Genomic DNA, 20,202 nt, shown 5'->3' on the forward strand with positions numbered 1-20,202 from the left:
CCCGCGAAGGATCTCGGTGCAACATTTCAGACATCTCGACGGGGCAGTCCTGGATCGACTGTTCCTGCACGCGCCGGAAAAGATAGACACCGCGGGCGATCTCGGCCTCGTCGCCGTCGGTCTCGGGGCAACCCTCTACATGCCCGCGACCCGCGCGGACCTGACCGAGACGTTGATCAAGCGCAGTGCAGAAGGCGTGTGCTCGCTCGTGATCGATCTCGAGGACGCGGTCGCCGATCACAACCTCGAAGAGGCGATCCACAACGCAGTCGCGACCCTCGACGCCCTCGCCGCCGACGACGTTCACGGCTCGCTCGTGTTCGTCCGCGCACGAACCTCGCAGCAGATCGAACGCATCTGCACCTCGCTCCGCACCGACGCGTCGGCATTGGCGGGGTTCGTGATTCCCAAGTTCACCGCCGCACGAGGAGGTGCGTTCCTCGACGAGGTCGCTCGCGGTTCCACCCGCCTCGGCCGACGCCTCTTCTCGATGCCGGTGTTGGAGTCACCGGAGGTGGTGTTCCGCGAAACGCGAGACACCGAGCTCGTCGCGATCCGCGCTCTGCTGCAGGATCATCGAGAACAGATCCTCGCCGTGCGCATCGGGGCCACCGACATGTGCGGGATGTTCGGGATCCGTCGCGACCGAGACCTCACCATCTACGACGTGCGCGTCGTCGCCGACGTCATCAGCGCCATCGTCAACCACCTGGGCCGGAGCAACGAATCCGGGTTCGTCATCACCGGACCGGTGTGGGAGTACTTCGCCGACCACGAACGCATGTTCCGGCCCATGCTTCGCCAGACACCGTTCGCCGAGCAGGAAGCCGTGCGCTTCCGCCACCAGCTCGTCAGCCATGACCTCGATGCGCTGCTTCGCGAGGTTGCCCTGGACCGCGCCAACGGAATTCAAGGAAAGACCGTCATCCATCCGTCGCACGTAGCGGCGGTGCACGCACTGTCGGCCGTCACCCACGAGGAGTACCACGACGCTCTCGACATCCTGGAATCCGACGCAGGCGGTGTGCGGGCGTCCGGATACGGAAACAAGATGAACGAGCTGGGCCCGCACCGCAATTGGGCGCACCAAACCCTACTGCGCGCCCGCGCGTTCGGGGTGACCAACGAGGGCATCACCTTCGTCGAACTACTGAAAGAGCTAGCAGAGCGATGACCGACCCGACCTCGGGAATACACCTGACCACCACGAGCACCTCGTCGGACTGGACCATCGAGGAGCTCGTCCGTCCGGGACTGCGGCGCAATCCCCGCCGCGCACATCTGCTGGTGTCGGAGGTACTCGGCAAGCACATTCCGGTCGATCCATCCGTCGTGACCGGTGCTGCCGACGCCTTGGGAGACCTGGTTCTCGAAGCAGTGGGCGGATCCGACGTCGACGTCCTCGGTTTCGCGGAAACCGCAACGGGACTGGGCCACTGTGTCGCCTCACGCCTGAACGCGCACTGCTACCTGCACTCGACGCGGCGAGACGTCCCGGGAACCGGTGTGTACGCCGAGTTCCAGGAAGGCCACTCCCACGCCACCGACCACCAACTGTTACCCACGTCGCCGCGCGTTCTCGACCCCCAGCTGCCACTCGTTCTCGTCGACGACGAGATATCCACCGGTAGAACAGCACTCGACGCTGTTCGAGCTCTCCACGCCGTGACGCCACGCACCCGGTACGTCATCGCCTCGCTCGTGGACATGCGCACCGACGAGCATCTCGCGGAATCCGCCGCAGCGGCCGAGGAGTTGGGAGTCACCCTCGACTCGGTGAGCCTCGCCCAGGGCCGCGTCGCACTGGCGGACGACCTGATCGAGTCCGTCGTCGCGTTGCCGGAACCGGCGTACAACCCCGTCGCCGACCACGCAGGCACCATCACGCGCGTCGACGCGCACTGGCCCGAGACGGTCCCGGACGGTGGCCGTCACGGTTTCCGTGCCGGTGACACCGCGTCGTTCGTCGCCGCGGCCGCCGAGGTCGCCGACGCCGTCGCGTCGGCACTCGAGCCCGGGCGGCCCGTCGTCGTACTCGGGCACGAGGAACTGATGTACCTGCCGCTGAAAGTCGCAGCCGCACTGTCGGACCGTGGGCACCCGGCACTGTTCCAGACCACCACTCGGTCGCCGGCCTACGTACTCGACGAGCCGGGCTACCCCCTTCGCCGAGGGTTCGAGTTCCTCGCCCCGGAAGACGACGAGGCACAGGCCCGCTACGTCTACAACGCGTCGGGACCGGAGAACGCGCAGATCGTGCTGATCGTCGACGCACCCGCGGACACCGACCGCCTCTTCGCGTCCGGCGGCGTCGCCGACGTCGTGGCCGCATCCGGTTCCGACGTCCTGGTCGTCGTGGTCAGCGGCGCGGATCCACAGCGGCTCATCGTGTCTCGACGCGCGACACCTCTGACCGGACCGGACTTCGGATCCTACGCACCGAACGAGGTGACGTGGCTACTGAAGGATCTGTCCGACATCTCCCTGGAAGCGGACATCGCCGAACGCGAGCGGAGAATCCAGGAAGGTACGGCCCACTACGCCGAATCGTTGCCCGTCGAGTACCAACCCGACGCCGCATATCGCGAGTTGTTCGAAGAAGTTCTGCACGACAGCGCATCTCGATTGGCTCTTGCCGTCGGAACCGTCACCGAGCTCGTACTCGCCGAACGGGGACACGACATCGTTCTCGCGTCGCTCGCACGCGCGGGCACACCGGTCGGCATCCTGATGCGTCGCTGGGCTCACGAGATGCACGGCATCGAGATCCCGCACTACGCCGTGTCGATCGTGCGCGATCGCGGAATCGACTCCGTGGCACTGAAGTACCTGGCCGACCACCACGACCCACGATCGGTCGTCTTCGTGGACGGCTGGACCGGCAAGGGCGCTATCGCACGCGAACTCTCGGCCGCACTGGCGGAATTCGACGGAGCCGACTTCGACGACGACCTCGCCGTCCTGGCCGACCCCGGCCACTGCGCGAGAACGTACGGCACCAGAGACGACTTCCTCATCGCGTCGGCCTGCCTCAACTCGACGGTGTCCGGCCTCGTCTCCCGCACCGTCCTCAACGCAGATCTCATCCGCGACGGCGATTTCCACGGAGCCAAGTACTACGCGGAACTCGCCGCCGACGACGTCTCCAACCATCTCCTCGACACCGTCTCCGCACGCTTCGCCGACGTGCGCGACGCCGCCACCGCGGAGGCCTCGGCGATCGGGAAGTCGGATCGGACGCCGACGTGGACCGGGTGGGCGTCGGTGGAGAAGGTGCGCGAGGAGTTCGGCATCTCGCACGTCAACTTCGTCAAGCCAGGAGTGGGAGAGACCACCCGGGTCCTGCTGAGGCGCGTTCCCTGGCGGGTGCTGGTACGTGATGCGAAAGCTCCCGAGCACAAACACATTCGGATGCTCGCCGAGGCGAGGGGGGTTCCCGTCGTCGAAGTTCCCGATCTCGCGTACTCCTGCATGGGACTGATCAAGGACGTCACGTGAGCACTGCCCTGATCTCGGTGGACCTGGATCGCACGATGATCTATTCGTCGGCAGCTCTGGGCTTTCCGCTGGACGCGTCGGCCACCTGCGTCGAGATGTACGACGGCGGGCCGTTGTCCTACATGAGCGTGCGCTCGACGGAACTACTGCAGAAACTGGCCTCCGAGGCAGTGGTCGTCCCGACGACGACGAGGACCGTCGAGCAGTTCGACAGGATCGATCTGCCCGGCGCACCGTGGCGATACGCCATCACCACCAACGGAGGCAACATCCTGGTCGACGGCGTGCCCGACGCCTCGTGGCGTGCCTCCTTCGACGACGTCGACCTACCGGCCGTCCAGCAGGAACTCGCGGCACGCGCCGACGGCGACTGGGTTCTCAAACGACGCACCGCCGACGACCTGTTCTGCTATCTCGTCGTGGAGCCCGACGCTGTGCCTGCCGGGTTCATGGACGACTGGTCGCAGTGGTGCGCCGCGCGTGGATGGAACGTGTCTCAACAGGGGCGCAAGATCTACTCGATGCCCGACGTGGTCAGCAAGAGCCGCGCCGTCGCCGAGGTCCACGCCCGCGCCGTCGACGACGGATTCCTGAGGCCGGAGTCCATCACCCTCGCCGCCGGTGACGGCGCACTCGACGCGGACATGTTGCTCGCCGCGGACCATGCCATTCGGCCCGCACACGGCGAACTCGAGGCACTGAACTTTCGTCCACCTGGCTTGACCGTGACCACCGCAACCGGCGGACGCGCGGGCGAGGAGATCCTCGACTGGTTTTTCGGGCGAATCGCGGAGCACAGGGAACCGTGAGCGTCTCCGGTGCGTCCAACTAGGCAAAGGGTTGCGTAGAAGCTGGTTGGACCACTACAGGGGGCAGTCATGGGGATGCACGCGAGCGGACCTGACCGGAGCGGGCGGTGAATCCGGAGCCGGCCACAGCGGAGGCGGTGGCAGCATCGGTGATCGGCCTCCCCGGCGGCATGGATCTCGCACTCAACGGTGGCTCCGACCGGGCGCGCGAGGCCGGGGCCGAGATCAGGGACAACGCCATGGCGCAGTTCGGGTACACCGCGGTGTACGAGGGCAGGCCCGTCGACGACGACCCGTTCGAGGTCATGTCGCACGAGGACATCTGGAGCAAAGCGCAGGCGCTTCAGGCCGAGCACATCGACGCCACGTCCGGCAACTGGCGAATTCTGGGCAACAACGCTGCAACCGACGCCGCCGCCTTCGCGTTGAAGGTGACCAACCAGGTCGGGACCAACTGGCAGGGCGCCGCGGCCGAGGCCGCCGGGCAGGGTGTCGATCGCTACGCGACCTCGGCAGGCGAATTGATGCTGGCCGCCGACGGTCTTTCCCAGAAGGTTCAAGCGACGTCGGCCGGGGTGAGTGCCACCCGCGCTGCTCTGCCCCCGCCCGTTCCGTACGGCACCGGCGAGAAGATCTTCGACGTCGGTTCCTGGCTCACCAGAACACTGCTGCCCGGTGACCTCAAGAGTTTCCAACACCTCCACGAAGAAGCGGAGGAGGCTGCTCGTACCGTGATGAAGAGTCAGTATGCGCCCGTCATTCGTGAAGCGGCCGTTCAGGTTCCGGTTCTTCCGCCCGCACTGAACCCGTTGAGCGGTTCCGAGGGGCTTACCTTTTCGTCCCCTGGCGCGTCTCGACCGGATTCCGATGGTTCCGGGTGGGGCGGTATGTCCGGAGGCAGTGCCGGTCCCGGCAGCGCGGGGACAACTACGGCGAACCCAGGCGGCGACGCTGCCGCAACGCCGCAGGCTCCCTCCACCGAGGCATCGAGCTGGGCGCCCGCAGAATCCGCTGCATCGCCTGCGGGCCAGACCACTTCGAGCCCCTACGGTGCCGGGCAGGGAAACGGTGGAGCACAGGGCACCGGAGCACCCTCCTCCACCAGCAGCGCAGCGGCGGGATCACCGGTCGGCGGAGCACTCGCGCCGGGCGGGTCCGGCGGGCGGCCGGGAGGTAGCGGCGCAGGCTCGCGGTTCGGTTCGGGGGGTTCCGGAGTTTCGGGTGGCTCCGGCGGCGTGCGCGGTGGCGGCGGCCTGGGTCCAGGCAGCCTGGGCGCAGGCGGTTTCGGCGGACCGGGAGGAGGTTCGTCGGTCGGCGGCCCGTCCGGGAGCGGACTGGGTGCGGCCGGGGGCGGCGGTGTCGCCGGGGCAGCCGGAGCGACGGCTGGACGTCCCGGCACCCCGGGAATGGGTATGGGCGGCATGGCCCCTGCGGCGGGCCGTGGAGGGGGAGGTGGCGACGACGATGTCCATCAGACACCCGGCTACCTGATCGACGCGGTGAACGGAGACGAACTGATCGGATCGCTTCCGCTCGTGGCACCCCCGGTGCTCGGAGAGTGACACTTCGGCATTGGACACTCGACGGTCTCGTGTTCAGGATGCTCCTCGAGCAATCCGGGCGAGACCGCCTGCCGTTCCCCGTTCAGCATCGTCCGATGGCCGACTCCGCTGCCGACTATCACCGCAGACGTCACGAGGCCACGACTGCCGCGCTCGAGATCCTGGACGAAGATCTTCGTTTCGCGATCCGGACGATCGTCGAGCCGGTTGTCCGGGTGGAACTCGTCGGGCACGTGAGGACCGGAGACACCGAGCACACGAAACTGCGCGCGCACGCGGCTGTGGGACACGACGTAGCCGTCGTTCTGACGCAGGCACCCGGCATCGACGACCGCTCCGGCGGCGACATCACTCTGGAGACGATGGAATCGATCCGAGGTGTGCGTGCCGTCGTGGATGTGTTGCCGAACGTGGTGCGCGGCACCGGCCCGCGGATCGATGTGAGCCGGCCCGCCACCGAAGGCGACACGGAGAGATCACCTCTGCTGCAGAGTATGTCGCGCACGAGCAACGACGACCGCTACGAGCGTTTGTTCTCCCGTCCACCGTCCAGTGCAGGCGAGATCCTGGTGTGCGCCGGCCCGGCACCGGACAGCAGGCTGACCGAGGGAACGACCGGTGTGCAGTGGGTGGATTTCGCCGGCGACGGGCGCTACATGATCCGGCACACGTCGATCATCAGCGTGATTCCGGTGTCGGTGTCGGAGCTGGTAGCGGAGGTTCGAGGGCTCGTCGGGAAAGCCACGGCGGTTCGATGACCCGTTGACACCATAACGATTCTCGATACTATATCGATATTCGTTGTTATCGACTATCGATATGGAGTTGTCATGGGCTCGTCACTGGGATCGCGACGATCGAACCGGATAGTGATGGCAATCTATGCCCTGATCGCCGTCGGCTGGTCGGCGTGGAGGCTGTTCGAGTACGGGCTGTCGTCCTACGTTCGGGTCTCGGTCGAGCCCGTCGTCGACACTCCCGTCGTCGGCCTCTACGGCGGTGAGCTCCAGCCCGGCAACGTGGCCGAGTTGGCATTCGCCAAGTCCGACGTGCAACGCCTGATGGGAATGATCGATTTCTTCCGATACTCCGAGACAGTCGTCGGGCTGGTTCTGTTGCTGGTGGGGATGACATTCCTCTACCGATTCTGCGACCGAGTCATCGACGGCCGGGCCTTCGGGAAGGGTGCGACGGTCGACCTGACGGTGGTAGCCGGCGTCGTCGTGCTCTACCCGTTCCTCACCGGAATGCTGCGGCAGATGGGCACCAACTCCGTCCTGGGATCGCTCGAGCTGACCGATGTGCTGGACACCGCGGCCAGCTTCGACGGGGTCTGGATCGCGATTGCGGTCGCCGCATTCCTTCAATTCGTCTACGCAGCAATCCAACAGGGCACGAGGCTCGTCGAGGACACCGAGGGATTGGTCTGATGGGTGAGCCCACCGAACACCTGATCACCTGCCATCTCGGGGAGATACTCGATGCCCGCGGAATGACCTTGGCCGAGCTCTCCCGTGTCGCGGGCGTCAGCGTCGTGAACCTGTCGGTGCTGAAGAACGACCGAGCCAAAGCAATTCGGTTCAGCACACTGACGGCGGTGTGCCTCGCGCTCGGGTGCACGCCCGGCGACCTGTTCAGCGTCCGGACGCAGTAGCCCCATCCGGACAAATCCACCCAGTACATTGGTGTGCAGCATCCGCATCCGACCGAAGGACTTCTTTCATGTCTGCTCCCGGCCAACCCTTGGCAAAGGGTCAGAACGGCCCGATCACAGCAGCCGATGTTCTCGTCTCTGTGCAACTGTCCGCACCCGCCGACCTGTCCGCCCTACTGGTGACAGCGGACGGAAAGGTGCGAACCGACGCAGACTTCGTCTTCTTCAACCAGCCGACCGGACCTGGCGTTCGGCTGGTCTCCGGCCAAGCCGGGCAACCGGCACAGCTCGCCGTGTCGCTCGCGCAGATACCGGCGGACATCGAGCAGATTCGCGCGGTCATCACGCTCGAGGATGCATCGTCCAACTTCGGCCGGTCCGCACCCCCGGCTGCGTACGTGAGCGACGGTCAGGGAAATCCCCTCTACCACTACACCATCGACGGCCTGAGCAGCGAGTCCATCGTCATCGCAGTCGAGATCTACCGTCGTTCCGGAGCATGGAAGGTCCGCGCCGTCGGGCAGGGGTATGCCGGCGGGTTCGCAGCCCTGGTGACCGACCACGGCGTATCCGTCGACGATGCGCCGGCTGCCCCCGCAGCACCGACACCGCCTCCCGCCGCAACACCACCACCCGCTCCGGCGGCCGCGCCCGTGCCGCCACCACCGGCCGCGCCGGCAGGTCCACCCGAGGTCAACCTCACGAAAGCACGCCCCGTCAGCCTCAGCAAAGGCCAGAAGGTCACGCTGAAGAAGGACGGCGGAGTCGCGCTGACCATCATCCGCATGGGACTCGGCTGGGACCCCGTCCAGGCACCGAAGAAGACCAGCTTCTTCGGCGGGGGCGGCAAAGGCGGCAACGTCGACCTCGACGCGTCGGCCATCATGTTCGCCGGAAACAACGTCGCCGACGTCGTCTACTACGGTCAACTCCGCGCCAAGGACGGATCCATCCTGCACCAGGGTGACAACCTCACCGGCGAAGGAGAAGGCGACGACGAGGTAGTGAACGTCGACCTCACCCGCGTACCCCCGCAGGTCACGGCCATCGTCTTCACCGTGACCTCCTACCGGGGGCAGACGTTCGAGCAGATCCAGAACGCCTTCTGCCGGCTCGTCGACGACACCAACAACGCCGAACTCGCACGCTTCACCCTGCAAGGCGGCATGCCGTTCACCGGCCTCGTCATGGCCAAGGTCTACCGCGACGGCGGCAACTGGAAACTCCAGGCCATCGGCGAAGGCATCAACGCCAAACACGCCGGCGAAGCCGTCCCTCAACTCGGGCCCTACATCCGGCCCTGACAACCTCGCCCCGCCGCCGCCCGCATCCCGCCGGAGCGAACGTGCCGTTCAGTCACTCCAAGTGACCGAATGAACCGTTCGGTCCCCGGGTGGCTGGGTTGCAGGGGTACCGGTGGAAACGCGGTGGACGTCGCGGGTGTGGTCGAGGACGCCGCCGATGGGGTCGTCGGTGCCGTTGCGGCGGATGAGGTCTTCCTGGGGTCGGTAGATCTGCCGGACGACGAGTGCGCAGAGGCCGATGACGGCGATGTCGCGGAGAACGATTGCGGCGGTGAACCATTGCTCGGGCACGCCTTTGTTGCCGATGCCGAGGTAGTAGTACATCCGCGGGAACCAGATGAGGGCGTCGACGGTCATCCAGGCGAGGAGGAGTCGGCGGTGCGGTAGTGCGAGGACGGCGAGCGGTACGAGCCAGAGGGAGTACTGGGGGCTCCAGACTTTGTTGGTCAGGAGGAATCCCGCGACGACGAGAAAGCAGAGTTGCGCCAGCCTGGGGCGCATCGGGGCGTTGACTGCGATGTAGGCGATTGCGACGCAGACGATTGCGAAGAGTCCGAGGGTGACGGCGTTGAGTACCAACGGTTTGTCGCCGGGGTAGAGGGTGCCGTCGAAGCCTCCCCAGCCCGTGAAGGACGTGATGACGTTGTAGATCGAGTCGGGGTCGGCGCCGCGGGCGGAGTTGAGGCGGAAGAACTCGTACCATCCGCTCGGATAGAGCAGTGCGATGGGAAGATTGACGGCGAGCCAGGCGGCGACGGCCGCACAGGTGGCTTGTCCCCATTCCCTCATCTTGCCGGCGCGCCAACACAGTACGAGGAGCGGTCCGAGCAGCAGGAGGGGATACAGCTTGGCGGCGCCGCCGAGCCCCAGCAGAACACCTGCGAGGATCGGTCTCTTACGGCCCCAGGCGAGGAGGGCGCCGGCGGCGAAAGCGGTTGCGAGAGCGTCGAAATTGGTGAAGCCGTGTACCACGACGAGTGGTGACGCGGCGACGAGAGCGGCGTCCCATATTCTGCGTCCGGCGGATATGGCGGTGGCCCACACCGTCACCAGCCAGGCGATCGCCAAGCCGATGACGACGACGTTGAAGTAGACGGCGACCGGGAGCGCTTGCGGCAACCAGGACACCGAACTCCATGCGTCGGCCACGACCATCGACCCGTATTGGTACAGCCCGGACAGCACCGGGTACTCCATGTAGCGGATCTGGGTTGTGCCGTCGGCAGCTACTTCCTCCCAGGACTTCTTGTACGGGAAGGCGCCTTCGTCGAGACGTTCGGCTCCGAACAACGGCACGGTGTCGGAGTAGCACATTGCCACGTACTGACGGCTGCCGCTCCAGTCGAGCCCGAGCTCGCCGTCGGGACCGTTGGGGGCCTGTTGAATACAGCCTGCTTTCGCGAACCAGCCGAACGCGAGAAACACGACGGCGAGCAGCAACAGAACCCGCAGCGGGGTGAAGAAGCGTTGCCTGCCGATCAGCGCGTGCCGACCGGCGGGGCCTCCGATGGCGGCCGTGAGTTCGGCCGCCATCGGGTCCGACGTGGCGGGTAGATCCCGGGCACTGTTCGAGCGAAGATCCGGCGCGAGCGGCCCCGGACTTGCAACCCTGCGTTCGACGGGGGTGCCGGGGTTGCTGTCGCTCACTCCGGACAGGTTACCGGCCCGGGGCCGGTTCGGGTTCCTGCGCTGGAGCCTCCGGTTCGGCAGGAGTCTCCGGCGTCGGAGCGGGCGCCAGTCCGGGTAGCGGGATGGTCACGCCGGGCAGGATTTCCACCTGCCGCGGGGTGATCACCACGGGCGGCGAGATCTCTGTCGGGATCGGCAGTGTGATGGGCGGAGGCTCGGACGTCGGCGCGACGGTCGTCGGCGCGGCCGGCGCCGAATACTGCGGCACGCCTGCCTGTCCCGCGATGGGCTCAGGCGTCGGGAACGTCTCGTTGGTCGTTCCTTCGAGGGTTCCGTCCATCGTGTCCTTCCAGATGTCCGACGGAATTCCGGAGCCGTAGATCGAGCCGCCGTAGCTGTTCTGCAGCGGCAGCCCCTGCTCGGTACCGACCCACACGGCGGTGGACAGCGACGGGGTGTAACCCACCATCCAGGCATCCTTGTTCTCGCCGGTGTCGCCGAGCTGCGCCGTGCCCGTCTTCGCTGCGGACTGTCGTCCACCGGCGAGGTTGTGCCCGTTGGAGTATCCGGCAATGGGACGCATCGCGGCGGTGACGTTGTCCGCCACTGCAGCGGGGACGACCTGCTGGCCGGGCTCGGCGCCTCGATCGAGGAGGACGGTGCCGTCGGCCGTCACGACGCGTTGCACGAAGTGCGGTGCGTGGTAGACGCCCGATGCGGCGAGGGTGGCGTAGGCGGAAGCCATGTCGATGACGCGTGACTGGTACTGCCCGAGGACGATCCCGTTGTTGGGTCCGACGCCGTCGCCTTCGGTCAGCGTGGGTCCGACGCCTGGAATTTCCTCGGCGACACCCAGTTTGTGCGCCATGTCCGCGATGGACTGGGGGCCGTTGTCCATGGCGAGCTGCATGCGATAGAAGCTCGTGTTCAAGGATCGCTTGAGTGCCTCTGCGATGGTGCACGTTCCGCAGGACTCGCCCTCGACGTTGCCGATGGAGATGCCGTTGACCGTCAGCGGGGAGCTGTCGTACATCTGCGACAGCGGGATGCCTTGGTCGAGCGCCGCGGCGAGACCGAACACCTTGAAGGACGAGCCCGTCTGCAGACCGGACTGCGCGAAGTCGAATCCACGGCCGTCGGCGCCGCCGTAGTACGACTTGACCGCGCCGGTTCTGGGGTCGATGGACACCGATGCAGTGCGCAGGTCGCCCGGCTCTCCTTCGAGATTGTTGTTCACCGCGTCGATGGCGGCCGCTTGCGCGGCCGGGTCGATCGTCGTGGTGATCTGCAGGCCTTCGGTGTTCAGGTCCTGCTCACTGACTCCCGCGGCGGACAGTTCGCGGAGAACCTGCGCCTTGATCAGTCCGTTGGGGCCGCTGTCGGTGTCGTCGTTCGATGCAGCCGAGCTGGGGATCCATGGCGGATAGACCATGGCTGCGCGCTGAGCCTGATCGATGTTGCCCTGGCTGACCATGCCGTCGAGCACGTAGTTCCACCGCGACTGGGCACCCTCGGGATTGAACTCGGGGTCCAAGCCGGAGGGCTGCTGAATCGTCGCGGCGAGGACGGCACCTTCTTCGATCGTCAGCTGGTCGACCGGCTTGCCGAAGTACGCCGTCGACGCTGCCGCGATGCCGTACGCACCGCGACCGAAGTAGATCGTGTTCAAGTACGCGGCCAGGATGTCGTCCTTGGACCACTGGCGAGCCATCTTCGAGGAGATGACGAGCTCACGCATCTTTCGAGTCAGAGTGCGCTCGGATCCGACGAGTGCGTTCTTCACGTACTGCTGAGTGATGGTCGAGCCACCGCCGGCGCTGTCGCGGCCCAGCACGTTGTCGCGCAACGCGCGACCGAAGCCGGTGATCGAGAAGCCGGGGTTGGAGTAGAAGTCACGATCCTCCGCCGACAGCACGGCGTTGCGCACGTGCAGCGGGATCTGGTCGATCGTGACGTCGGTCCGGTTCCCTTCAGGTGGGACGACCCGGCCCAGCTCGGTGGTGCCGTCGGAGGCGAGAATCGTCGCCACCTGATTGGTCTTGATGTCGCCGGGACGAGGGACGTCCTCGACGGTGTACGCCACCATGAAGGTGAGGATCGGAACGATCAGACCCAACGCGACCAGCACGTACAAGGTCCGTCGAACTGTGCGCCACTTGGACTTCTTCTTCGTTTTCGCGGCGGAACCTCTCTCGGGCGGTTCGGGCGGTTCGTTGCCCGAAGAGCGTGGAACACCGTCGTCCGGAGGTCCGGTCGGCGGAAGATTGGATGGTGGAACGGGAGGCGGCGGACCGGCGGCAGGGCGTCGGACATCCTGCCGGGCGTTCGGCAGCGGGGGACGACCGGGAGGCGGGTTCTGCAAAGGGCGCCCTTGGGCGTCACGTGCCGGGGGGCGTGGATTCGGCGGAATCGGCCGACCCTGCGCGTCACGACGCAGGGGCGGGGGCCCGGCCGGTGGGCCGAGAGGACGGCCTTGCGCGTCGCGCCTGACACCGGGGGGAGGTCCTGCCGGACGACGCCCGGGGGGTGGCATCGGGGGACGTGGGCCCGGCGGACGACCGGAGGTGCCGGGGGGCACGTTCGGTGGGCGCCTGGACGGGTCACGATCCCCGGAGCTACCGCCGGGGGTGTTGTCGTAGGGGGAACTCACGTACAGAACTCCAGTGGTCTTGGGCGGGCACTACTCACATGGAAGACCGGGGTCGGTCAGCGCATGCGATTGTGTCACTCGCTCGCTGTTCGACGGCCAGGTCCGCGAGAATTGGACCGGGACCGTCGCGGTTGCTTGGGCGCGGGCACGGCGCCGAGGACATAGGACTGCACGAGGTGGTTCCAGCTGCAGGACCTGCAGACCTCCACCACGTGGACGGAGAATTCCTCCTGCGTCGCGGCGAGGCGTACCAGCTCGTCCGCGGTGCGAGCGGACCCGGACAGTGGGCCCAGTTTCTCGCCGAACACCCAGGAGACGTGGGTGAGCTGTTCCTTCCTGCAGATCGGGCAGACGACGTCGCTGCCGCGGCCGTGGAACTTGGCGGCCCGGAGCAGATAGGGATCGGCGTCGCACACGGCGCTCACTCCGGTCCTGCCCGAGTACACCTCGGCAAGCAGCGACCGTCGCTGAAGGGCGTAGTCCACCACCTGTCGCTGAAGTCGCACGAGAACCAGAGTACGTGCGGCCGCCGACGGGTGGGCGCCGGTGTCACCGCATCTGGGCAATTCGGGGACCCGAAACTATGCTCCACCTGTGCCGACGCGACTTCCGCCCTCCACCCGGGCGAGGGATACCGACCGAACTCAGGCATGCGCCACTCTCGACGAGGCCCGGGCCGACGGTCAATTGTCCGAGGAGGAGCACGCGGCGCGTATCGACCTGGCGATGGAAGCGGAGACGCTGGCGGATCTGCACTCGCTCATCGAGGACCTGCAGAACGAGACCGACCTTGCTCCCATGGCCGACCCGATCGAGCTGGTACATCCGGTTCGCACGGCGAGGTCGTCGCGCCTGGGGTTCTTCGCGGTCGCGATTCCGCTGGTGGCAGCGGCCGTCGCGATCACGTTCGGTGTCAGGTCGTGCGCTGCGGAGGGCGACCCCGTCGCCACCTACGGTGAGATGGGCTACCAGAACCCCGCCATCGTGGCGGATATCGCAGCCGCTCTGCAGGCTCGGACGGGCACCACCGTCGTGGACAGTCTCGGTCTGTACGAGTCCTACGCGATCCTCAGGATGCCCGCGCCCGGGGCGCCGCAGAAGCAGGTCACCTACGACTTCCGCGACGGCGTGCTCGAATTCGACGAGGACTGGTCGACGTCCAGGCGGGCGGATCAGCAGCAGATCGATCTCGCGACGGTCGACCTACCGAAATTGGCTGCCGTCGTGGCCGGAGCTGCGGCGAGCCTGAATCTGTCGAGGATCGACAGCCTCAACATTCAGATGCGAGGTGAGTCCGACGGTCCCGAGGTGTTGATCAGCGCAGACAACACCGACGAGGAAAGCGGCACCATGTCGGTCGATCCGGCAGGCAACTTCTTGTACGTGACCCCGTTCCAGTTCGGGAAGTAGGACTCTCATGGCGGCGAAATACCGTTCCACCGCATTCCGCGCACGCGACATCGACCGCGCGCTCACCGCGTCGGCGCTCGACACGGCCTACGCCGACGGTCAGCTGTCCTTCGGCGAGCATCGTCTGCGCAGCGAACGGGCCCGCAACGCGGTGACCTTGGACGAACTGCACCGTCTGGTCAGCGATCTGCAACTCGACGTCGATCTCCCCGAACCCGTTGCCCGACGGTCCGCGCCGAAACCCCGCGTGTTTCTCGCTCTCGGATCCGTCGTGATCATCGCCGCCGGGTTGGCACTGTTCTTCGCGACCCGAGACTCCGAGGAGGAACCCGTTGTAGCGCAACAGGAGACGACGGTGTCACCACCCTCGCAACCGTCGATGCCCCTGCCGGCGGACGTGACGCCGATCGTCGCGCAGCCGTTCGTCTTCGACACCGCCGCGGGCCTCGAGGACTTCCGCAATCGGTACATCGAACGTTTCGGAACGACCGAGGTCCTGGAGTTGAGCATTCAGGTCGACGACGACAACCGCGCGGATGTGTACCGGGTCTCGGCAGACGGACGTCGGGAACGCGTCTTCGTCGCAGGCGGTTTCGAGGTGTATCGCACCACCGACCTGCTGGATCCGTCCGAGATTCCGTTCGATTGGACGCTCGTCGACTCAGGCGTCGTTGCCGGTCTGATCGCCGGAGCACCGGCGGCCGTGGGGGTTCCCGATGCAGTTGCCGACTGGGTGACCATCGACACCGACGACGGCGTTCCGCAGATTGCAGTGACGGCGTACGACGCCGACCGTCGCGGCGGCCGGATCGTGGCGGATCTCGCGGGCAACATCGTGCGCGTCTCGCCGTACTCCGGCTGACCCCTTCACCTGCGTCGGCAGAAATCTGCGCTTTAGATTAATGTCCTTACATTATGACTTGTATAGATGTATGTACATATATCGAGCCGATACATTTTGTGTATATGCTCGGGAACCGCATCAGGTGCACGACTACACGTCGAGGGGAGAGGTAGGCATGCTCGAGCTGGCAATTCTCGGTCTGCTACTTCAATCCCCGATGCACGGATACGAGCTGCGTAAACGACTGACCGGACTCCTCGGAGCATTCAGAGCGTTCTCCTACGGTTCGCTCTACCCGGCCCTGCGCCGCCTACAGGCGGACGGGCTGATCGCCGAGAACGACGGTCCGGACACACTCGTGAAGCGGCGAGCACGTCGGGTCTACGAGCTCACACCCAAGGGCAAGCAGAGATTCGCCGAGCTCGTTGCGGACACGGGACCGCAGAACTACACGGACGACGGTTTCGGCGTGCATCTCGCCTTCTTCAGCCGGACGCCGGCGGAAGCGCGGCTGCGCATCCTCGAAGGCAGACGTCGTCAAGTCGAGGAGCGCAGAGAAGGGCTCCGCGAAGCGGTGGATCGAGCCAGCGGGACGCTCGACCGCTACACCCGTCAGTTACATCAGCTCGGACTCGAATCCAGCGAACGAGAAGTCCGCTGGCTCAACGAAGTGATCGCTGCCGAGCAGGCGGGCCCGACCGCCACGCCCAACCCGAAAAGCGTTACGAACAAAGAAGGAGAACCCGAACATGGGTGAGAACAACAACACTTCGGACGGCAACGCCATCCGGGTAGCCATCGTGGGTGTGGGCAACTGCGCCGCGTCGCTCGTCCAAGGCGTCGAGTACTACAAGGACGCCGACGAGAACGTCACCGTTCCCGGCCTCATGCACGTCAAGTTCGGCAAGTACCACGTCCGCGACGTGGAATTCGTCGCCGCGTTCGACGTCGACGCCAAGAAGGTCGGATTCGACCTCTCCGACGCGATCTTCTCGAGCGAGAACAACACCATCAAGATCGCCGACGTACCGCCGAAGGACGTTCAGGTTCTGCGCGGACCGACCCTCGACGGGCTCGGAAAGTACTACCGCGAGACCATCACCGAGGCCGACGGCGAAGCGGTGGACGTCGCCCAGGCCCTCCGCGACGCCAAGGTCGACGTGCTCGTGTCCTACCTCCCCGTGGGATCGGAAGAGGCAGACAAGTTCTACGCACAAGCCGCTATCGATGCCGGTGTCGCGTTCGTCAACGCTCTGCCCGTGTTCATCGCCAGCGACCCCGTCTGGGCCCAGAAGTTCGTCGACGCAGGCGTTCCCATCGTCGGCGACGACATCAAGAGCCAGGTCGGTGCCACCATCACGCACCGCGTCATGGCAAAGCTGTTCGAGGATCGCGGTGTTCAGCTCGACCGCACCATGCAACTCAACGTCGGCGGCAACATGGACTTCCTCAACATGCTCGAGCGCAGCCGCCTCGAGTCGAAGAAGATCTCCAAGACCCAGGCCGTCACGTCGAACCTGCAGCGCGAATTCAACACGAAGGACGTCCACATCGGGCCGAGCGACCATGTCGGCTGGCTCGACGACCGCAAGTGGGCGTACGTCCGCCTCGAAGGCCGCGCCTTCGGTGACGTGCCGTTGAACCTCGAGTACAAGCTCGAAGTATGGGACTCGCCCAACTCGGCCGGTGTCATCATCGACGCCGTCCGCGCCGCCAAGATCGCCCTCGACCGCGGCATCGGTGGACCGGTCATCCCGGCTTCGGCCTACCTGATGAAGAGCCCTCCCAAGCAGCTCGCCGACGACGTCGCGCGCCAGCAGCTCGAAGCGTTCATCATCGACGCCTAGCCCTCACATGAGTGGAGTGGAGCCTGCGGGTCACTCCGCAGGCTCCACTCCCGGTGGCCTGCAGGTCACTCCGCAGGCTCCGCTCACAAGGCGAGGGTCACTTCGTCCCCGTCGGTGCGCTCGGTGCAGATCAGCATTCCGTCGGGCGCGTGCGTTGCAGGGACTCGGCAGGTACCGCAGAAGCCCTGACGACAGGAGTACGCGACGTCCGGGCGCAACGGCATGACCGCGTCCAGGATCGACCTGTCCGCCGGGACCGTCACCCGTTCGCCGGTACTGGCGAGGACCACCTGGAATTCGACGCCGTTCACAATCGGTGGTGCCGAGAACCTTTCGAAGTGAAATTCCGACTCCGGGTCGACTCCGCGTTGCAGTGTGCCGATCATCGGCATCGGTCCGCACGCGTAGATCGCCGCTCCCGGCTGCGATCCTTCCAGCAACATCTCCGACGTCGGGATTCCGTCGACATCGTCGGTTCGAAGCGTCACCGAGCCGCCGAACTCGTCGAGTTCACCCAGGAACGGCAACGACTCTCGGCTTCTGCCGGTGTAGACCATCGACCAGTCGAGTCCCAGTCGGTGCGCCAGCCTCATCATCGGGAGAATCGGCGTGATCCCGATCCCGCCCGCGACGAAATGCAGACTGTCCGCGGGTGATCCGAAACCGGGAACTGCGAAGGCGAACGCGTTTCGCGGAACTCGGACGGTCAAACTGCTGCCGACCTCCAGGTCGTGCATCTCGATCGATCCGCCGCCGCCGTCCGGAATGCGCCGCACTGCAATGCGATAGCGGGTGCTGTCCGCGGGATCCCCGCACAGAGAGTACTGACGCAGCCTCCCCGAGGGCATCTCGACGTCGATGTGCGCTCCTGCGCGCCAGGACGGTAGCTCGCCGCCGTGCGCCGCCGACAGAACGAAGCTCACGACGTTCTCGTCGAACGCCTCGATGCGACGCTCGGAAACGACTACCTCGAGTCGCCGATCGTCCGTCGCGCCCACGAACTCCTTGCGATGCAGTAGACGCATCGTGCCCATGTGCGCGTTCATGACCCGTTCCAGCACTCGGAGGAGCGGGTCCCGTTCGTGACGACCGTAGAGGTCACCGGGCATCGTGGTCGGTACAGGTAGCTGGAGGTTCACGGCAGTGCCGATCGGGCAGCGGGGGACTTCGCCAGATAGGCGACGGCTTGGGCGGTGTCGCCCTCGTCCTCCGGGGTGTACGACGGTTTCAGATACCGTGCAACGCCTTTCGTCATCTGGGCGAGCGACGGGAGTGATCCTCTGCGCATCGCACCCAACCATTGCAGCCACAGGACGAGGTAACCCCGGTCGGTCAGCGTCGGATCCTGGCGGACGATGAATCGCGTGCCGCGCAGCATCAGTACGATGAAGCCGACAAAGGCGATGAGCATCGAGAAGTTTCGCCGGAAGTACCCGACGCCGAAATACGTTGCCACGTCGTGGGCGACGTTGCGGTGCTCCACTTCCTCGGCACCGTGCCAGCGATAGAGATCCACCATCGCGGGGTCGCCGTCGAAGTCGTCCCATCTCGAGTTCAGCGCGTAGTCACCGAGAAAAGCCGTCAGGTGCTCGATCGCGCCGATCATCGCGATTCGTCCGACCAGCTGCTGCTTCTGGGCTCTCGCCGACAGCGCCGGCCGAGGCCCGAGCACCTTGCGCATCAAATATTCGGAGTGCGACGTGAACGGCCTCGGATCGACGCCGTGTGCGTCGAGGTAGTCGTACAACACCACATTGTGCGTCTCGGCGTGCATGGCTTCCTGCCCGATGAAGCCGAGGACGTCCTCGCGCAGTTTCGCGTCGGCGATCAGGGGGAGAGCTTCGGTGTAGGTGGCGCAGAACCACCGCTCCCCCTCGGGGAGTAGCAGATTCAACGCGCTGAGACTGTGCGAGGCGATGGGCTCGTTCGGCATCCAATGCAACGGAGTATCCGACCAGTCGAAGGCGACGTTACGTGCCTGCAAGGACACTTCACCGGGGTCGTGATCGTTCACGATCGATCCTTTCCACGAACTTCGTTGTTTCGGCGGCGACGAGAGCCGGGTTCTTCAGGGGGAGCCAGTGCCCGGAGCGCACATCGGTGCGGCTGACCCGTGACACCCACCGCTCGATGCCGTCGAACGATGCGGGTCTGATGGCAGGGTCCCGTCGCGTGACCAGCAAGTGGACCGGAACGTGTGTGTACCGCTCCGTCGGCCTCAGGACCTTCTGAAGGACGTTGGCGCGGTAGATGCGCAACCCGTCGACCATGTCGCGGTTCAGGGTCGGCGCGACATGGAGATTTCGCTTGTCCACGCGTTCGACGATGCGCAGGAGCAACGACCAGATCCAGCGCCTACCGAAGATGCGGAAGAAAGTCCGAGACAGCGGCCCCGACATGAAGAACAGCGTGTACGCACCCGAGACCAGCTGAGTGAGTTTCTGCCACAGCGCTTTCGGGCTCGTCGGTGTGGACTGCAGCCACATTCCCATATGGTCGAGGCTCGGGCCCGAGATCGAGGTGAACGACGCGATTCTGGTGTCGGCACCCGGCTCGCAAATTGCCTCCCACACCTGAACCGATCCCCAGTCGTGAGCGAGAACGTGCACCGGTATCGACCCCGCCACTGCGTCGACGACGGCCATGAAATCCGCGGCCAACTGTTCGAGCGTCATCTCCGTGACGGTGCCGTCACCGAAGGACTCGCCGTGACCACGCGTGTCGTACGTGACGACGTGGAACTTGTCGGTCAGCAACGGGACCACCGCGTCCCACAGGTGATGGGTGTCCGGCCAGCCGTGCACCAGCACCAGCACCGGGCCGTCGAAGTTGCCGAACTCCTGCACGTAGAGCCCCGCACCGTCGACACGCACGGTGCGTGTTCGGTCGCGCGCCTTCTCGATGGTCATGCCCACTCCCCGCTTGTTCCCGTCGATCCGCCCCGTACCGATAGTACGTTTAACGTTACCGCCGGTACGCCATTGCTGTGAACTCT

General features: G+C 65.7%; 18 protein-coding genes. 12 read left to right on the plus strand and 6 right to left on the minus strand.

What is annotated here, in order from left to right; all coding sequences use genetic code 11:
* Positions 1-16: 16 nt before the first annotated feature.
* The 8 genes from CH290_RS22650 (at position 17) to CH290_RS22685 (ending at position 8,827) form a co-directional block, all read left to right on the plus strand.
* Positions 17-1,174, plus strand: a complete 1,158-nt coding sequence (locus CH290_RS22650) for an HpcH/HpaI aldolase/citrate lyase family protein (protein WP_033189495.1) — start codon at positions 17-19, stop codon at positions 1,172-1,174.
* Complete coding sequence (locus tag CH290_RS22655) at positions 1,171-3,498, plus strand: phosphoribosyltransferase (RefSeq protein ID WP_052083172.1); 2,328 nt, start codon at positions 1,171-1,173, stop codon at positions 3,496-3,498. The genes CH290_RS22650 and CH290_RS22655 overlap by 4 nt, the downstream gene beginning before the upstream one ends.
* Positions 3,495-4,307: a hypothetical protein gene (locus CH290_RS22660; protein WP_033189494.1), complete on the plus strand. Its 813-nt coding sequence runs from the start codon at positions 3,495-3,497 to the stop codon at positions 4,305-4,307. The genes CH290_RS22655 and CH290_RS22660 overlap by 4 nt, the downstream gene beginning before the upstream one ends.
* Positions 4,308-4,414: 107 nt before the next feature.
* On the plus strand, positions 4,415-5,869 hold the full coding sequence (locus CH290_RS22665) for a hypothetical protein (RefSeq protein WP_033189493.1): 1,455 nt from the start codon (positions 4,415-4,417) through the stop codon (positions 5,867-5,869).
* Complete coding sequence (locus CH290_RS22670; RefSeq protein ID WP_033189492.1) at positions 5,866-6,627, plus strand: ESX secretion-associated protein EspG; 762 nt, start codon at positions 5,866-5,868, stop codon at positions 6,625-6,627. The genes CH290_RS22665 and CH290_RS22670 overlap by 4 nt, the downstream gene beginning before the upstream one ends.
* A 114-nt stretch (positions 6,628-6,741) precedes the next feature.
* Positions 6,742-7,299, plus strand: coding sequence for a hypothetical protein (locus CH290_RS22675; RefSeq protein WP_020110440.1), 558 nt, complete (start codon positions 6,742-6,744; stop codon positions 7,297-7,299).
* Positions 7,299-7,523 carry a helix-turn-helix domain-containing protein gene (locus tag CH290_RS22680; RefSeq protein ID WP_019665144.1) on the plus strand — a complete coding sequence of 75 codons (225 nt, stop codon included), beginning with the start codon at positions 7,299-7,301 and terminating at the stop codon, positions 7,521-7,523. The genes CH290_RS22675 and CH290_RS22680 overlap by 1 nt, the downstream gene beginning before the upstream one ends.
* 68 nt (positions 7,524-7,591) lie before the next feature.
* Positions 7,592-8,827 (plus strand): TerD family protein, encoded by a 1,236-nt coding sequence (locus tag CH290_RS22685; RefSeq protein ID WP_170947517.1) that lies wholly within the window; start codon positions 7,592-7,594, stop codon positions 8,825-8,827.
* 48 nt (positions 8,828-8,875) lie between these two features.
* On the opposite strand, the gene CH290_RS22690 is transcribed toward CH290_RS22685, so the two are convergent.
* The 3 genes from CH290_RS22690 to CH290_RS22700 form a co-directional block, all read right to left on the minus strand.
* Positions 8,876-10,474 carry a glycosyltransferase family 87 protein gene (locus CH290_RS22690; protein ID WP_176460162.1) on the minus strand — a complete coding sequence of 533 codons (1,599 nt, stop codon included), beginning with the start codon at positions 10,472-10,474 and terminating at the stop codon, positions 8,876-8,878.
* Between the two features lie 10 nt (positions 10,475-10,484).
* Positions 10,485-12,989, minus strand: coding sequence for a transglycosylase domain-containing protein (locus CH290_RS22695; protein ID WP_371828589.1), 2,505 nt, complete (start codon positions 12,987-12,989; stop codon positions 10,485-10,487).
* A gap of 191 nt (positions 12,990-13,180) precedes the next feature.
* Positions 13,181-13,612 carry a DUF5318 domain-containing protein gene (locus tag CH290_RS22700; RefSeq protein WP_026347800.1) on the minus strand — a complete coding sequence of 144 codons (432 nt, stop codon included), beginning with the start codon at positions 13,610-13,612 and terminating at the stop codon, positions 13,181-13,183.
* 88 nt (positions 13,613-13,700) lie between these two features.
* On the opposite strand from CH290_RS22700, the gene CH290_RS22705 reads away from it, so the two are divergent.
* The 4 genes from CH290_RS22705 (at position 13,701) to CH290_RS22720 (ending at position 17,207) form a co-directional block, all read left to right on the plus strand.
* Positions 13,701-14,516 (plus strand): DUF1707 SHOCT-like domain-containing protein, encoded by an 816-nt coding sequence (locus CH290_RS22705; protein WP_080738070.1) that lies wholly within the window; start codon positions 13,701-13,703, stop codon positions 14,514-14,516.
* Between the two features lie 7 nt (positions 14,517-14,523).
* Entirely contained in the window at positions 14,524-15,378 is an 855-nt protein-coding gene (locus CH290_RS22710) for a DUF1707 SHOCT-like domain-containing protein (protein WP_019665138.1), read from the plus strand.
* Between the two features lie 157 nt (positions 15,379-15,535).
* A complete protein-coding gene (locus CH290_RS22715) occupies positions 15,536-16,117 on the plus strand; it encodes a PadR family transcriptional regulator (RefSeq protein ID WP_019665137.1) in 582 nt (193 codons plus the stop codon).
* Complete coding sequence (locus CH290_RS22720; protein WP_019665136.1) at positions 16,110-17,207, plus strand: inositol-3-phosphate synthase; 1,098 nt, start codon at positions 16,110-16,112, stop codon at positions 17,205-17,207. Before CH290_RS22715 ends, CH290_RS22720 begins: the two co-directional genes overlap by 8 nt.
* 83 nt (positions 17,208-17,290) lie before the next feature.
* Here the strand turns inward: CH290_RS22720 and CH290_RS22725 are convergent, their stop codons facing one another.
* From CH290_RS22725 to CH290_RS22735, 3 genes are read right to left on the minus strand one after another with little or no spacing between them, the layout of a single operon-like run.
* Complete coding sequence (locus CH290_RS22725) at positions 17,291-18,346, minus strand: PDR/VanB family oxidoreductase (RefSeq protein WP_033189490.1); 1,056 nt, start codon at positions 18,344-18,346, stop codon at positions 17,291-17,293.
* Positions 18,343-19,221 (minus strand): metal-dependent hydrolase, encoded by an 879-nt coding sequence (locus tag CH290_RS22730; RefSeq protein ID WP_033189489.1) that lies wholly within the window; start codon positions 19,219-19,221, stop codon positions 18,343-18,345. Before CH290_RS22730 ends, CH290_RS22725 begins: the two co-directional genes overlap by 4 nt.
* Complete coding sequence (locus tag CH290_RS22735) at positions 19,199-20,116, minus strand: alpha/beta fold hydrolase (RefSeq protein ID WP_051127723.1); 918 nt, start codon at positions 20,114-20,116, stop codon at positions 19,199-19,201. The genes CH290_RS22730 and CH290_RS22735 overlap by 23 nt, the downstream gene beginning before the upstream one ends.
* Positions 20,117-20,202: the final 86 nt, after the last annotated feature.

Source organism: Rhodococcus sp. 06-156-4 (assembly GCF_002259345.1).
Classification (GTDB): Bacteria; Actinomycetota; Actinomycetes; order Mycobacteriales; family Mycobacteriaceae; genus Rhodococcoides; species Rhodococcoides fascians_E.